The sequence below is a fragment of the Staphylococcus sp. HMSC035D11 genome, assembly GCF_001836075.1.
GTDB lineage: Bacteria > Bacillota > Bacilli > Staphylococcales > Staphylococcaceae > Staphylococcus > Staphylococcus hominis.
On the sequence record NZ_KV827224.1, the window covers coordinates 124,605 to 139,872 of the forward strand.

The window sequence follows — 15,268 nt, forward strand, 5'->3', positions numbered from 1 at the left end:
ATTTCTAATCATTCTGTGTTAATTAATAAAAGTATCAATATTTCTAAACTTATTAAATCGATGATTCGCTAAAGCTTGTCCATCTAATTTATTTAATTCATTAAGCTGATGAATAAAAGATTGTTTAATTTGTTTTGCTTGAAAAACGATGTCTTTATGAGCGCCACCTTGTGGTTCAGTAATAACTTCATCTATAACGTTTAATTCCAGTAAATCTTTTGCAGTAATTTTCATCGTTTCAGCAGCCATTTTTGCTAAAGAGCTATCTTTCCAAAGTAATGCTGCCGCCCCTTCTGGAGAAATAACAGAATAAGTACTATTTTCAAGCATTAATAATTTATTAGTTATACCAATACCAAGCGCACCACCACTTCCACCTTCACCGATTACAACACCAATCACAGGTACTTTAAGCGAAGCCATCTCAATTAAATTTTTCGCAATTGATTCACTTTGCCCTCGTTCTTCAGCGGCTTTCCCCGGATATGCACCTTTCGTATCAATAAACGTAAAAATAGGACGCTTAAATTTTTCAGCTTGTTTCATTAAGCGTAAAGCTTTACGGTAACCTTCAGGATGAGCCATTCCAAAATTACGATAAATATTATCTTTAGTATCTTTCCCTCGTTGCTGACCTATGATAGTTACCGGTTGATTGTTGAGATATCCTATTCCACCAATCATCGCAGGGTCATCTCTAAAATTACGATCTCCATGTAATTCAATGAATGAGTCGAAGATATATGGAATATAATCAAGTGTTGTAGGTCTTTCTTGAAGTCTTGCAATTTGTACTCGATCCCAAGGTTTTAAATTGGTATATATTTTTTTTCTTTCTCTTTCCAAAGAGGCTTCTAACAAGTCAATTTCATCTTGTAAGTCGACGTCATTTTTTTCTTGAGATTCCTTCAATGAATTAATCTTTTCTTTAATCTCATATAAAGATTTCTCGAAATCAAGCATTCGTCTTCACCTCTTGATGTAGTTTTAAAATTTCAGAAAGTGTTGCTTTCATGTCTTTTCTATGCACAACTTTATCTAATTGACCATGTTCTAATAAAAACTCAGCAGTTTGAAAATCTTCCGGCAATTTTTCGTTAATTGTTTGTTCTATCACTCTACGTCCAGCAAAACCGATTAAAGCTTTAGGTTCGCTTAGGTTAATATCACCCACAGAAGCAAAACTAGCTGATACACCACCAGTAGTAGGATGTGTTAAATATGAAACATATAATAATCCAGCATCAGAATGTCGTTTTAATGATACACTTGTTTTTCCCATTTGCATTAATGAAATAATACCTTCTTGCATTCTGGCACCACCACTTGCAGAAAATAATACAAATGGTAACCGATGTTCAGTACAATAATCAACGATTCTACAGATTTTTTCCCCTACGACTGAACCCATACTTCCCATTCTAAATCGTGAGTCCATGACTGCAATACCATATTTCACGCCATCTAATTCTGCTGTACCAGTTACGATGGCTTCATTTAAACCCGTTTTCTTTTGATCTTTTTCGACTTTTTCTTGATAGCCAGGAAAATCCAAAGGATTAGAAGAAACCATTTCTTTATCGAATTCTTTGAACGAATTTTCATCTGAAATAGCTTCTATTCTTTTGTACGCAGGAAGTGCAATATGATGATCACAATTAAAGCATACATTTAAATTTTCAGTTAGTTCTTTTGTATACATTATTTTTTTACAATTAGGACATTTAGTCATGATGCCTGTTGGTACGTCATTTTGTTTAGAATCCGGTACCGTTAAATATTTCTTTTTTTTACTACTTCTATTAAAAAAATCTTTAAACATGCGTAAACCTCCGCATAACTCACTCAATAATTTCGTTATTTTAAATAGTTACTTTTAAATTCGCTTACTTTATTTTAAATCTATTAACTTCATTGTTTTATCATATACTTATTGGAAATCTACTTCAATACATGCAACACCTAATTCTATAACAGATCGTGTTAAATCTCGTGTCACTGATGGTGCCACTCTTTAATCGAAAGGAGTAGTTTCAATATCTAAGATATCTTTAAAAATACCTAGAAAAGCTAATACCTTATTAACTTGATTTGGAAAATAAGGTCGTCTCGTTCCTACTACTTTAGCACTACTTCTTTCGCATCATCAGGTTTGATTTCTAATTTACCTTGATTCTCTTTATGCATTTGTAATGCATCGTCTCTTAAAGACATTCAATCAACTTCTAATTGATTTATAATTAAATTACTTTTGAAAAGAGGGATTTTTGTAACAATTAAGTTCAATTTTAAAAATCTTTTTATATGCTACATGTTATTAAATCAAGAGATAAAAAAATCAATAAAATTATTAATTCTTCTTTATTTATAACCATCAACTAACTATATCATAATTTTTTTGCATATAAAAGTTATATAATTCTGATGTCACTTGGCTTGAACATCTTTATAAACCTTTCGACTTGTTCCATTTCTTTTTGTAAAAATCCTAAAGATTGAGTTTGTTGTTGCATTTCATTAAATAAAACTACTTCTAAATCGTTATGTGTAGTCTGATCTATTAAAAATGATTTAATATCTTCTAATTGATTGACGTTTCTAATCACTATTTGTTTGGCTTGAGATAATTTGTTATTTTCAAAGTCGTTAATTGTATCCATATTTTGAATGATAATTTGTCTCTTTTGATTTCGTTCTTCAAATTTGCCATGAACGACTAGAATATCATTTTGTTGTTGAATCATTGTCTCATATTGTTTGTACTTATCTGGAAACAAAACACCATCAATAGTGGTTCTACCATCATCTAGAACTAAGAACGCCATATGTTGTCCAGTTTTTGTTCTTATTTGCTTAAATTGATTAACCTGAACAAGTATAGGTTGATAATCTAAACTATTCTTAATCGTAAAAATACCTAAATATTGTTTGATATAAAATAATTTTTCAACTGGATGGTTAGAAATATAAAATCCTAAGTATTCTTTTTCATAATCACTAATGATTTGATCACTGAATTCCTCTTTATCTTCATAGGATTGCTTTGGTGTTAACATATTAAATAAAAATTCATCTTGTTCAACATTCGAAACTTGATCAATAACTTCGTCAATTGTAGATAATAGTGTTGATCTAGTTTTACCAAATGAATCAAATGCGCCCACACATATTAATGCTTCTAATAATTTTCTAGTTTTAATTCTTTTAGGAATTCTTCTGGTGAAATCAAAAAAGTCTTTATACAATCCATTTTCAATTCGTTCGTCTACTATAGATTTGACGCTTTGATATCCGACACCTTTTATTGCGCCCAACGATAAATAAATATTTTTTTCTGTCGCTTTGTAAAACCAATGACTTTTATTAATATCTGGAGGTAAAATATTTAAACTTTGAGTTTTAGCTTCTTCTATTATTATTGCCGTTTTGGTTTCATTACCTATAACATTACTGAGAATATTCGCGTAGAAATAATTAGGATAATGCACTTTTAAATAAGCCATGATATATGCAATTTTAGAATAACTCACTGCATGAGCTCTAGGAAAACCATAATCCGCAAACTTTAATATTAGTTCGAAAATACGTTCACTAATTGATGCATCATAATTATTACTTACAGCCCCTTCAATAAAGTGTTGACGTTCACTTTCTAGAATAGCTCTATTTTTTTTACTCATTGCACGTCTCAATATATCTGCTTGACCATAACTAAAATTAGCGAATTGACTAGCAATTTGCATGATTTGTTCTTGATAAATAATGACGCCATACGTCTTCTTTAAAATAGGCTCTAAATCAGGATGTAAGTATTTAATGTCACTTTGACGATGTCTTCTTGATATGTATGTAGGAATTTCTTGCATTGGACCAGGTCTATACAATGATGTTACAGCAACGATGTCTTCAAAGTGTTCAGGCTGTAATTCCATCAATACTCTTCTAACACCTTCTGATTCTAATTGAAATATACCTGTAGTGTTTCCTAGAGATAATAATTTAAATACTTTTTGATCATTAAAAGGGATTTGTTCTATATCGATATCAAGATTTAAATCTTTTTTTACTTGAGTGATAATTTGATGAATAATTGATAAATTTCTAAGACCAAGAAAGTCAATTTTTAATAAACCTAATCGTTCTGCTTCAGTCATTGTCCATTGAGTCAATATACCTGTATCTCCCATTGTTAAAGGAGCAAAATCATACAATGGTTTATCATTAATAATTATTCCAGCAGCATGGGTAGATGTATGACGTGGTAAGCCCTCTAGTTTTTTACTAATTTCAAACCATTTTTCATGACGATAACTTTTATGAACAAATGCTTTAAATTTTTCATTTTGATAGGCTTCTTCTAGTGTAATACCTAATTGATGTGGAATTAAATTCGATATTTCATTTAACGTTTTTTCGTCAAAACCAATAATACGGCCTACATCTCTCGCTACAGCTCTTGCTAATAGGTGACCAAAAGTGACGATACCTGATACGTGATATTGACCATACTTTTCTTGTACGTACTGAATCACTTTTTCTCTTCTTGTATCCTCAAAATCGATATCAATGTCTGGCATAGTGACACGTTCTGGGTTTAAAAAGCGCTCGAATAATAAATCAAATTTAATTGGATCAATAGTTGTGATACCTAATAAGTAACTGACTAAAGATCCTGCAGATGAACCACGTCCAGGTCCAACCATCACGTCATGCGTTTTAGCAAAATGTATTAAATCGCTCACTATCAAAAAATAATCTTCGAATCCCATATTCGTTATTATTGAATATTCATGATGTAATCGGTCAATATATCGCTGATCTTTATCTAATTTAAATTCTTTAAGACTATATTTTAACTTTTCTAAAAGATAGGATTTAGTACTTTGTTGATTAGGGGTTTTAAAGTTAGGCAATAGATTTTGATGATATTGAATTTCTGCGTTACACTCATCAGCTAAAGCCTTTGTATTAGCTATTATTTTTTCAGACAATTGAAATGCTTTAATATTTTCACTAGTTGGAAAATATTCATGAGCATCCTTAATATCATTTACTAAATCCAATTTTGTATTGTTTTTTATTGCTTTTAATGCAGGTATTGTATCTGCATCTTCAGGATTTAAATATCTTGCATTATTAAGAAAGACAATTTTATCGTCTGAAAAATCTAATTGACTTGTGTGATTTATGAATACTGACTCATTATTCTTTAGTGTTTGAATTAACGATTGATGAGACGCATGAGCATCTTTAAAAACAATAGCAAGATGATAACTATATTTTTGTAGCCATTTTAGGGGTATCGTAGTCTTTTGTTTCATATTTATTGCAGAAGAAAGTTGATACAGAGCATGGAGACCTTCATTATTCTTTGCGAATAATACTGTTTCAATTGTGCTAATTTCATCAGAAACCATTACAGTCATTCCAAATATTGGCTTAATTCCCTCTTTAACACATGCGTCATAAAACTTAGGGAAGCCATATAATACGTTCGTATCAGTAATTGCAAGTGCTTGATATCTATTTTCTTTTGCCTTTGATACAACATCGTTAATTTTTAAACTTGAATATAATAAATCATATGTTGAATGAATATTCAAATGTACAAACATATATGACTTCCTTTCGTAATTTATAGTTTTTGGCGTAAGGCTTCACCTAAAGTCTCAAATTGTTCCCAATTTTCAACAGAGACTCCAGATGCATTTGGATGTCCTCCACCGCCAAATTGATTAGCTATATCATTAATAGTAATTCCTTTAGAACGTAATCGACATCTAATTTGATCACCTTCATCAACACCAAACATCCATATTTTTAGACCTTTGATATCCGCTACGGTATTAACAAACTGAGATGCTTCGTTAGGTGCAATTTGAAATTGGTTTAGGACGTCTTTAGTAATCTTTATTTGGCAATATTGATGATCTTCACTTAATTGGAAATTTTGTAAAATATATCCTTGGAATGGCATAAGTTTTGGATCTTTCTCACCCAATTGATTTAATATCTCATTATGATTAAATGGAAATTCTAGCAAACGACTAGCAACCTTCATAGTATGTGGTGTGGTATTACTAAATAAAAAACGACCTGTGTCTCCGACAATTCCTAAATATAGAACACGTGCGACAGATTCATCGATAATATTAATATCATTAAAATGTGTAATAAAATCAAAAATGATTTCGCTTGTTGAACTTGCATTAGTATCTACATAATTTATTCTGCCATATTGATCAGTAGCAGGATGGTGATCAATTTTAATTAAATCTTTGCCTTGATTAAATCTTTGATCATCGATACGAGGTGCATTTGCTGTGTCACAAACAATCACTAGAGCGTTTTGATACATATCATCTCTAACTCTGTCTAAATCCCCTATAAATGCTAAAGAAGATTCTGGTTGCCCAACTGCATAAATAGACTTTTCTGGAAATTTACGTTGCAAATAATATTTTAAGCCTAACTGTGAACCATATGCATCTGGATCAGGACGAACGTGTCTATGAATAATAACAGTTTCATATTTATCAATTTCATTCATTATTTTATTAAAAATTTCTACCATTTCTTTTCTCCTTTAATTTCAAAAACTATTTTAAACACCTTCAAACATTTGACATATAATCATTGCATTTGCAACTTTCTCATTTTTACAAGTCATAGTGACCTCTAATTTAGCAAAATTTCTTCCTACATCTAACATGTTATACTTTACATCAAGCGTACTTTCAATTGCGACATTTTTAATATAAATGATATTCAAGCTTTCAATCATAACATCTACTTTTTTATACTTACGCAATTCATGTTTAATTGTTTCTTCAATAATTGCGACACATATTGCTTTACTCAACGTACCATATTGGTTGGTTAAAACTGGTGAAATTTTAACTGAAGTCTCATTATGATTTATTGAGATATGTTTGGCAATTTGATCGATAATGGTTTCTCCAATTTGAGGTTGTCTTCCAATTAATTGCATTGCTTTTAACACATCATTTCGTGTAATAACACCTATTGCTTTTTTATTTCTTGTTGTGACAGGTAAAATTTCAATTCCATCCCAAATCATTATATGAGCACAACTCGCTACTGTAGTTGTTAATTCAACATTGATAGGTCGTCTTGTCATGACTTTATTAATCTTATCATCTTCGTTCATATGAATAATTTCTTTACTCGTTACAATTCCCACAAGTTTCCAATCTTTATTTACTACTGGAAAACGAGAATGTCCTGTGACTTTTGCACGAGAAATATAGTCTTCTAAACCCATTTCATCAAACACTACCGTCATATCATTGATAGGTTTTACGATATCTTCAACAATAAGTATCTCTTTTCTTATCATTTGATTATACATGGCTCTATTAATGATATTAGCTACTAAAAATGTATCATAATTTGAAGAAATAATAGGTAACTCTTGTTTATTTGCATAATCAATAATATTTTGAGCTGTACTAAATCCACCGGTAATAAGTATACCGCTTCCTCTTTTTAATGCTTCCATCTGAACTTCAGGACGGTTACCTACAATCAATAACGTTTGATTTCCAATATACTTTACTACATCTTTTAGTTCCATAGCTCCAATTGCAAATTTACTAACAGTTTTATTTAAACCATTTTTCCCACTTATGATGTCACCTTCAATAATATTCACAATTTCTTGAAAAGTAAGATGTTCAATTTGTTCGCGACTCTTTTTATCTATCCGAACTGTACCCACTCTATCGATGGTGGTTACAAAGCCAAGTTGACTAGCATCTTTAATTGCTCTATAAGCAGTCCCTTCAGAAACATTCATTACTTTGGCTATTTTTCTAACTGAAATTTTTTGTCCTATATTTAATGATTCTATATAAGATACAATTTGTTCATGTTTAGTCATTTTCAACCCTCTTCATTTTTAGACAATGTCTAATATATTATAACTTTTTTATTTATAAAAATCGATTTGAATGTGACAAAAGTATCAAAAACTAACATATCGGTATCATTTTGTTTTTAATGTATAAAAATGAAGTTAATTTAAATAATAAAAATATAAATTTGATGGAAATATTAAATCACTAATTATATAATTAAATATAAGGAGGGATGACCTATGTATAAAAACATATTACTAGGTGTAGATACTCAATTAAAAAATGACAAAGCATTGAAAGAAATTTCAAAATTAGCTGGCCCAGGTACCGTTGTTACAATCATGAATGCGATTGGTGAACAAGACATCCAAGCCTCTATTAAAGGAGGGACTCACATCGAAAAATTGACACATCGTCGTGATCAAGGACTTGAACACACACGTCATACTTTAGATGATTATGGTATCAATTATGATCAAATTATCGTTCGTGGAAATCCAAAAGATGAATTGGTGAAACATGCAAATAGTGGTAAATATGACATTGTCGTATTAAGTAACCGTAAAGCTGAACAACAAAAGAAATTTGTTTTAGGTAGTGTTAGTCATAAAGTTGCTAAACGTGCTACTATCCCTGTTTTAATAGTTAAATAATTTTAATCTTATAAAAAAAGACGGTAAATGCTATATTTACCGTCTTTTCTATATATCATTAAAATGTCACTTCATCACCAGGTTGTAAAATTTGTACTTCTCCTTGAGATACTGCTTCTTTAAATTTCTGTGGATCTTGTTCAATTAATGGGAATGTATTGTAATGAATAGGCACTGAAATTTTAGGTTTAATGAATTCATTTATTGCATAACTTGCATCTTCAATACCCATAGTAAAATTATCACCAATAGGAATAAAACATACATCTACTGGATGACGTTCAGCAATTAATTTCATATCGCTAAATAAACCAGTATCTCCTGCATGGTAAATTGTTTTACCTTCTGCTTCAATGATAACGCCCATTGGCATACCCAAATAAACAGGTATTCCATCTTCATTAGTATAACTTGAACTGTGGAAGGCTTGAACAAATTTTACTGTACCGAAATCAAATTGATATTTACCGCCAATATTCATACCATGTGCGTGTTCAATTCCATGATACGTTGTTAAATAGCCTTGTACTTCTGCAGAACCAATCACTGTAGCATGATTGCGATTAGCTAATTCAACTACATCACCAAAATGATCACCATGTCCATGCGTTAAAATAATATAATCCACATCTAATGTCTGCTCATCTAAATCACTTTTATCATTACCAGAAATAAATGGATCAACAATTACTTTTTTGTCATTACTTTCAAAATAAATCGTTGACTGTCCATGAAATGAAAGTTTCATATATAGAACCTCCTATATTTTAATATTATTATTATACCCTGATAATTATATTTATAACTTGAAACACTTTGAATTCATTTCTATTTAGACGTAAAATTAAATTGATTAAACTATAGGAGGATACGTATTATGATTAAAACAGACGAAATTATTGCAACATTAAAAGATAAAAATGCTGATGCAGCATGGATTACTACTCCACTTAATATATTCTACTTCACAGGTTATAGAAGTGAACCTCATGAAAGATTGTTTGCGTTACTTATAACTTCAAATGGTGAATGCACATTATATTGTCCTAAAATGGAAGTTGAAGAAGTTAAGCATTCACCTTTTAATGGAAATATTGTTGGCTATTTAGATACTGAGAGTCCTTTCGATTTAGCACCCCATACATTTGATAAATTACTAATTGAAAGTGAACATCTCACTGTTAAACGTCAACGAGAACTTACGAATAACTTTAACATTAAAGTGTATGAAGATATCGATTTAACTATTAAAAAGCTAAGAAATATTAAAGATGAAAATGAAGTTAAAAATATAAAAAAAGCTGCTGAACTTGCAGATAAATGTATAGATATTGGTGTTTCATTTTTATCTGAAGGCGTAACTGAAAGAGAAGTTGTAAATCATATTGAAAATGAAATTAAAAAATATGGCGTCAGTGAAATGAGTTTCGATACAATGGTACTATTTGGTGACCATGCTGCATCTCCACATGGTACACCTGGAGATCGAACATTAGTTAAGAATGAATATGTATTATTTGATTTAGGTGTAGTCTATAATCATTATTGTAGTGATATGACAAGAACTGTAAAATTTGGTGAACCAAGTAAAGAAGCAAGAACGATTTATGATATTGTATTAAAAGCTGAACAAAGTGCTATTGAAGCAATTAAACCAGGTGTCCCTTTACAAAATATTGATAAAATTGCTAGAGACATTATTTCAGAAGCGGGTTACGGTGATTTCTTCCCTCATCGATTAGGACATGGACTCGGTTTAGAAGAACATGAATATCAAGATGTATCAAGTACAAATACAAATTTACTTGAAGCAGGTATGGTGATTACAATTGAACCTGGCATTTATGTGCCTGATGTCGCTGGCGTCAGAATTGAAGATGATATTTTAGTCACTGATACTGGGTTTGAAGTACTTACACATTATAATAAATAATTTAAAATTAAATCTCTCTTTTATATCAAAAAAGCGGAATAGGCACTCATAACGAATGCTATTCCGCTTTTTATTGAATTAATTTAGATTATTCTTTTAATGCATCTTCAATAGATGTATAAGTTAAATCAAAAGCTTCTGCAACACCTTTATTAGTTACATAACCTTTATACGTATTTAAACCTAATGACAGAGGTTGATTTGCTTTAAATGCCTCTTTATAACCTTTATTAGCAAGTAACTGTGCATAAGGTAAAGTCGCATTATTAAGAGCAATAGTAGACGTACGTGGAACTGCACCAGGCATATTCGCTACTGCATAATGTACAACACCATGTTTAACATAAGTTGGATCATCATGTGTCGTGATTTTATCAGTAGTTTCAAAGATCCCACCTTGGTCAATAGCAATGTCGACTACTACTGAACCGTCTTTCATTTGTTTAATCATATCTTCAGTAACTAAACTTGGCGCTTTCGCTCCAGGAATTAATACTGCACCAATAACTAAGTCACTTTCTTTAACTGCATTTTCAATATTAAGTGGATTAGACATTATTGTATTAACACGACCGTCAAACAAATCTTCTAATTCCGCTAAACGTTTAGGATTTACATCTAAAATAGTTACATCTGCACCTAATCCTAAAGCAATTTTAGCAGCATTTGTACCTGCTTGACCGCCACCAATAATAGTAACTTTGCCTTTTGGTACACCTGGCACGCCACCAAGTAAAATACCCATTCCACCGTTAATTTTTTGTAAGAATTCTGCACCAATTTGAGCTGACATACGTCCTGCAACTTCACTCATTGGTGTTAATAAAGGTAAAGAACGATCTGGTAATTGAACTGTTTCGTAGGCAATACTTACTACTTTATTATCAACTAATGCTTGAGTAAGTTTTTCTTCATTAGCAAGATGTAAGTATGTGAATAAGATAAGACCTTCTCTGAAATATTTATATTCTTCTTCTAATGGTTCTTTTACTTTAATCACCATGTCTACATCCCAAGTTGTTTTTGCATCATTAACTATTTCTGCACCAGCCTGTTTATAATCTTCGTCTTCAAAATATGAACCAGAACCTGCGTTTGTTTCAACAAGTACTGTATGTCCTTGTTCAACTAATGCATGTATACCACTTGGTGATAAACCTACTCTATTCTCATTATTTTTTATTTCTTTTGGAATACCGATTTTCATTCCATCCACCTCCACTTCTTATGGTAACGCTAAAGTAATGAAAGCGCAATCACCAAAGATACACAATGTCCACATAATTGTTGAATTATAAATATTAAATATTCAGAAATTTATGTTAAAATTGAATTAAGAAAAGTTAAGGGGGACTTAAGATGTTAACTTATAAAAACATTTTAATCGCAGTTGATGGTTCACATGAAGCAGAATGGGCTTTCAACAAAGCTGTAGACGTTGCTAAACGTAATGATGCTCAATTAACTATTGTTAATATTATCGATTCAAGAACTTACTCTTCTTATGAAGTGTACGATGCTCAATTCACGGAAAAATCTAAAGGTTTTTCTGATGAACTTTTAAAAGGCTATAAGGAAGTTGCTTCACGTGCAGGTGTTACAAATGTAGAAACTCGTTTAGAATTTGGATCACCTAAAGCGATTATACCTAAAAAGTTAGCAAATGAATTAGGTGTCGATTTAATAATGTGTGGTACTTCAGGATTAAATGCAGTAGAACGATTTATCGTTGGTTCTGTTTCAGAAGCAATCGTTCGTCATGCACCATGTGATGTACTTGTCGTGCGTACTGAAGAAATTCCAGAAGATTTCCAACCTGAAGTTGCAACTCCTGAATTTAGAAAACAATTTTCTTAATAAAGTAATGTATGTAAATAAAGAGGTCTGAGACAATTCCTTATGTCTCAGACCTCTTTAATATGTTAGAGATACAACATTAGAGTGGGACAACAAATTCAACATGACTTTTGTTCTATTCCCCTGTTATATTCTAAAAAACGATGAGATAAGTTTAATCTCATCGTTTTTTTAATATATCTTATAATTCACCGAATTTTACTGTGTCTCTTGCAATCATGACTTCTTCATTAGTTGGAACAACAATTACTTTAACTGGAGAGTGTGGGTAATTTATGAAAGCTTCTTCACCGTGAGTAGATTCATTTTTCTTAGGATCCCAATAAACACCCATAAACTCTAAGCCTTCTAAAATTTTAGCACGTATTGGTGATGAATTTTCACCGACACCTGCTGTGAAGACAATAACATCAACGCCATGCATTCTAGCAGCATAAGAACCAATGTATTTGTGAATTCTAGAAGCAAAAATATCTAAAGCAAGTTCAGCTCGTTCATCGCCATTGGCAGCTTCACCTAATAAATCACGTAAATCACTTGAAGTACCAGAGATACCTAATAATCCAGATTCTTTGTTTAAAACTGTTAAAACTTCATCAGCAGTTTTACCTGTTTTTTCCATAATAAATGGAATTAAAGCTGGATCAATATCTCCTGAACGTGTACCCATTGTTACACCTGCTAATGGAGTGAAGCCCATTGATGTATCGATAGATTTCCCACCATCAATTGCAGCAATTGACGCACCATTACCAATATGACAAGAAATAATACGTAATTCTTCAATAGGTTTTTCTAAAATATCAGCCGCACGACGTGATACATATTTATGGCTTGTACCATGGAAACCGTATTTACGAATACCAAAATCTTCGTAATAGTTATATGGTAAACTATACAAATAAGAACTTTCTGGCATAGTTTGATGGAATGAAGTATCAAAAACTACAACATGTGGAATATTAGGTAATAACTTTCTAAAGGCACGAACTCCCATTAAGTTTGCAGGATTATGTAATGGCGCTAATTCACTTAATGACTCAATTTTTTCTTCTACTTCATCAGTGACTAAAGCAGATTTAGGGAATAATTCTCCACCATGAACAACACGATGCCCTGTACCAGCAATATCATTAATATCATTAATAATACCATGTTTTTTGAAGCTATCTAACATGATATTAATTGCCTCTTCATGATCTTTAATATCTTTAACTCTTTTTACTTTTTCACCATTTACTTCAATAGTAAATATTGAATCTTTAATACCAATACGCTCAATTAAGCCCTTTGTAACTAATTCTTCTTCAGGCATTCTGATAAGTTGGAACTTTAAAGAAGAACTTCCCGCATTAATCGCTAAAACTAATTTAGACATGATTCATTGTCCTCCAATTTATATATTAAATATCCATATCTATTTAACCACTAATACAGAAGTAATTCAAGAATATCACAGTTTATTTTTGTGAATGATTTGCGTCCATCCACTCATTTAATTCGTTAATAAAACCATGGAATTGATTAGGATTTTTAAAATCCGGAATATTAGCTAATAACACTTCTACAGGCTTAGTTTCATTTGCTTTTTTCTTTTGTAGTATTAAAATTGATTTACGTGCATTTTCATTTTTAAACAATGTTTTAGGAAGGTTTAAAAATGCTTGCATTTCAGTTTCTGTAGTAATAAAATTTTGTAACTGTTTCACATGTTCATCTTCAAAAATATTACTAGGTACTACTAAAAAAGCATAGCCACTTTGTTTTAAAGCATAGACGGCTTGTTCGATGAGTAAAAAGTGTGAATAACTATGGCCTTCTTCAAATCCAAGTTTCATTTCTTTACTACGTTCATCTAAAGGATAATATCCAATAGGAAAATCTCCAACAACCACATCAGCTTCCTCCAATGGTAATGGCATAATCGCATCTTGAGGATACACATCAAACGGTATTTCTAAAAAATTCGCTAGATGCACACTAACTCTCGATAAAACAGGATCTACTTCAATTAAGTGATGCATAACTTCGCTATCTTTTAATACTTCATTCACTGTAGCGCTTAAATGACCAGCTCCACTTGCAATATCAACAATCTGTAATTCTTTATTATTTTCTATAAATTTTTGTACTAAAAAACCTAAAATTAAGCCAATAGAATCTGGTGTAATTTGATGATTTGCCTGAATATTTTCTTCTTGTAATAAGCTTAAGTAAGCAAATTGAAATGCTTTTCGACGATCTTGAAGCGTTGCTTGTTCTAATAGAGTACGTTGATTACGATATACATCTTCCATTGCTAAACCTAAATTTTCTATAAAGCTTTGACCATTTTCTTCATTTAACGACTTAGCTTTATCATCTAAAGTTCGGAATAATCTTTCCATAATAGTTTGTTCTTCTGCCATATTCAATTCCTTTCCAATAAAAAAATGTCCATAATGCAAATGTCTTAAAACGAAATCATTCATTTTAAAATACATATGGACAATATTAGTATTATATCTTTAATTTAATCATTTAATAGTGACTTAAATATTACGATAAGCTTCTAAAGCAGCCTCGAAATTTGGAAAATCAGTACCTTCTTGAACTAACTCTTTATAAACTACATGATTGTTTTCATCTAATACGAAAACAGAACGCGCTAATAATCTCATTTCTTTCATAACAACACCATAATGCTCACCAAATGATAAATCTTTATGGTCACTTAACGTAATTACATTTTCTAGACCATTTGATGCACACCATCTTTTTTGAGCGAAAGGTAAATCCGCTGAAATTGTAAGTACTACACCATTTTCTTGAGAAGCTTCTTCATTAAATTTGCGAGTTTGTTGATCACATACGCCAGTATCAATAGAAGGAACAACACTAATCAATTTCTTTTGCCCTTTAAAATTATCTAAAGTAACTTCATTTAAACTATTATCCAAAACTTT

Annotated in this window: 13 protein-coding genes and 1 pseudogene; 3 read left to right on the forward strand and 11 right to left on the reverse strand. The window is 31.1% G+C overall.

Translation table 11 applies throughout. From position 1 onward, the window contains the following. Positions 1-18: 18 nt before the first annotated feature. The 6 genes and pseudogenes from HMPREF2647_RS02105 to HMPREF2647_RS02125 form a co-directional block, all read right to left on the reverse strand. The gene (locus HMPREF2647_RS02105; protein ID WP_070859451.1) at positions 19-963 is read right to left on the reverse strand and encodes an acetyl-CoA carboxylase carboxyltransferase subunit alpha; all 945 of its coding nucleotides are present in this window, start codon (positions 961-963) and stop codon (positions 19-21) included. Continuing rightward, entirely contained in the window at positions 956-1,822 is an 867-nt protein-coding gene (gene accD, locus HMPREF2647_RS02110) for an acetyl-CoA carboxylase, carboxyltransferase subunit beta (protein WP_070859453.1), read from the reverse strand. Before accD ends, HMPREF2647_RS02105 begins: the two co-directional genes overlap by 8 nt. 108 nt (positions 1,823-1,930) lie before the next feature. Further along, positions 1,931-2,160, reverse strand: a pseudogene (locus HMPREF2647_RS11420) (NAD-dependent malic enzyme); the annotation flags it as partial. Between the two features lie 251 nt (positions 2,161-2,411). After that, positions 2,412-5,615 (reverse strand): DNA polymerase III subunit alpha, encoded by a 3,204-nt coding sequence (locus tag HMPREF2647_RS02115; protein ID WP_070859455.1) that lies wholly within the window; start codon positions 5,613-5,615, stop codon positions 2,412-2,414. Between the two features lie 20 nt (positions 5,616-5,635). Further along, positions 5,636-6,574, reverse strand: coding sequence for a DHH family phosphoesterase (locus tag HMPREF2647_RS02120; protein ID WP_048761533.1), 939 nt, complete (start codon positions 6,572-6,574; stop codon positions 5,636-5,638). A 30-nt stretch (positions 6,575-6,604) separates the two neighbouring features. Continuing rightward, on the reverse strand, positions 6,605-7,903 hold the full coding sequence (locus tag HMPREF2647_RS02125) for a DRTGG domain-containing protein (protein ID WP_048761531.1): 1,299 nt from the start codon (positions 7,901-7,903) through the stop codon (positions 6,605-6,607). Between the two features lie 216 nt (positions 7,904-8,119). On the opposite strand from HMPREF2647_RS02125, the gene HMPREF2647_RS02130 reads away from it, so the two are divergent. Continuing rightward, a complete protein-coding gene (locus HMPREF2647_RS02130) occupies positions 8,120-8,533 on the forward strand; it encodes a universal stress protein (RefSeq protein WP_048679566.1) in 414 nt (137 codons plus the stop codon). 58 nt (positions 8,534-8,591) lie between these two features. Here the strand turns inward: HMPREF2647_RS02130 and HMPREF2647_RS02135 are convergent, their stop codons facing one another. Then, entirely contained in the window at positions 8,592-9,281 is a 690-nt protein-coding gene (locus HMPREF2647_RS02135; RefSeq protein WP_048679563.1) for a metal-dependent hydrolase, read from the reverse strand. A 129-nt stretch (positions 9,282-9,410) separates the two neighbouring features. On the opposite strand from HMPREF2647_RS02135, the gene HMPREF2647_RS02140 reads away from it, so the two are divergent. Next, on the forward strand, positions 9,411-10,466 hold the full coding sequence (locus HMPREF2647_RS02140; protein ID WP_048679560.1) for a M24 family metallopeptidase: 1,056 nt from the start codon (positions 9,411-9,413) through the stop codon (positions 10,464-10,466). Positions 10,467-10,554: 88 nt separating this feature from the next. Here HMPREF2647_RS02140 and ald read toward each other — a convergent pair whose 3' ends face one another. After that, the gene (gene ald, locus HMPREF2647_RS02145) at positions 10,555-11,673 is read right to left on the reverse strand and encodes an alanine dehydrogenase (RefSeq protein ID WP_049379582.1); all 1,119 of its coding nucleotides are present in this window, start codon (positions 11,671-11,673) and stop codon (positions 10,555-10,557) included. Between the two features lie 152 nt (positions 11,674-11,825). Here ald and HMPREF2647_RS02150 point away from each other — a divergent pair, with 152 nt between their 5' ends. After that, positions 11,826-12,323 (forward strand): universal stress protein, encoded by a 498-nt coding sequence (locus HMPREF2647_RS02150; RefSeq protein WP_048761525.1) that lies wholly within the window; start codon positions 11,826-11,828, stop codon positions 12,321-12,323. Positions 12,324-12,504: 181 nt separating this feature from the next. Here the strand turns inward: HMPREF2647_RS02150 and HMPREF2647_RS02155 are convergent, their stop codons facing one another. The 3 genes from HMPREF2647_RS02155 to tpx form a co-directional block, all read right to left on the reverse strand. After that, on the reverse strand, positions 12,505-13,701 hold the full coding sequence (locus HMPREF2647_RS02155; RefSeq protein WP_019835453.1) for an acetate kinase: 1,197 nt from the start codon (positions 13,699-13,701) through the stop codon (positions 12,505-12,507). 82 nt (positions 13,702-13,783) lie between these two features. Continuing rightward, a complete protein-coding gene (locus HMPREF2647_RS02160; protein ID WP_019835454.1) occupies positions 13,784-14,731 on the reverse strand; it encodes a class I SAM-dependent methyltransferase in 948 nt (315 codons plus the stop codon). A gap of 123 nt (positions 14,732-14,854) precedes the next feature. Next, positions 14,855-15,268, reverse strand: a 414-nt coding sequence (tpx, locus tag HMPREF2647_RS02165) for a thiol peroxidase (RefSeq protein WP_070859457.1), incomplete at its 5' end; no start/stop codon positions are given.

Excerpts from the sequence above, each read along its gene's own strand:
- HMPREF2647_RS02105 (WP_070859451.1), bottom strand. The coding sequence starts at position 963 with ATGCTTGATTTCGAGAAATCTTTATATGAGATTAAAGAAAAGATTAAT.
- accD (WP_070859453.1), bottom strand. The coding sequence starts at position 1,822 with ATGTTTAAAGATTTTTTTAATAGAAGTAGTAAAAAAAAGAAATATTTA.
- HMPREF2647_RS02115 (WP_070859455.1), bottom strand. The coding sequence starts at position 5,615 with ATGTTTGTACATTTGAATATTCATTCAACATATGATTTATTATATTCA.
- HMPREF2647_RS02120 (WP_048761533.1), bottom strand. The coding sequence starts at position 6,574 with ATGGTAGAAATTTTTAATAAAATAATGAATGAAATTGATAAATATGAA.
- HMPREF2647_RS02125 (WP_048761531.1), bottom strand. The coding sequence starts at position 7,903 with ATGACTAAACATGAACAAATTGTATCTTATATAGAATCATTAAATATA.
- HMPREF2647_RS02130 (WP_048679566.1), top strand. The coding sequence starts at position 8,120 with ATGTATAAAAACATATTACTAGGTGTAGATACTCAATTAAAAAATGAC.
- HMPREF2647_RS02135 (WP_048679563.1), bottom strand. The coding sequence starts at position 9,281 with ATGAAACTTTCATTTCATGGACAGTCAACGATTTATTTTGAAAGTAAT.
- HMPREF2647_RS02140 (WP_048679560.1), top strand. The coding sequence starts at position 9,411 with ATGATTAAAACAGACGAAATTATTGCAACATTAAAAGATAAAAATGCT.
- ald (WP_049379582.1), bottom strand. The coding sequence starts at position 11,673 with ATGAAAATCGGTATTCCAAAAGAAATAAAAAATAATGAGAATAGAGTA.
- HMPREF2647_RS02150 (WP_048761525.1), top strand. The coding sequence starts at position 11,826 with ATGTTAACTTATAAAAACATTTTAATCGCAGTTGATGGTTCACATGAA.
- HMPREF2647_RS02155 (WP_019835453.1), bottom strand. The coding sequence starts at position 13,701 with ATGTCTAAATTAGTTTTAGCGATTAATGCGGGAAGTTCTTCTTTAAAG.
- HMPREF2647_RS02160 (WP_019835454.1), bottom strand. The coding sequence starts at position 14,731 with ATGGCAGAAGAACAAACTATTATGGAAAGATTATTCCGAACTTTAGAT.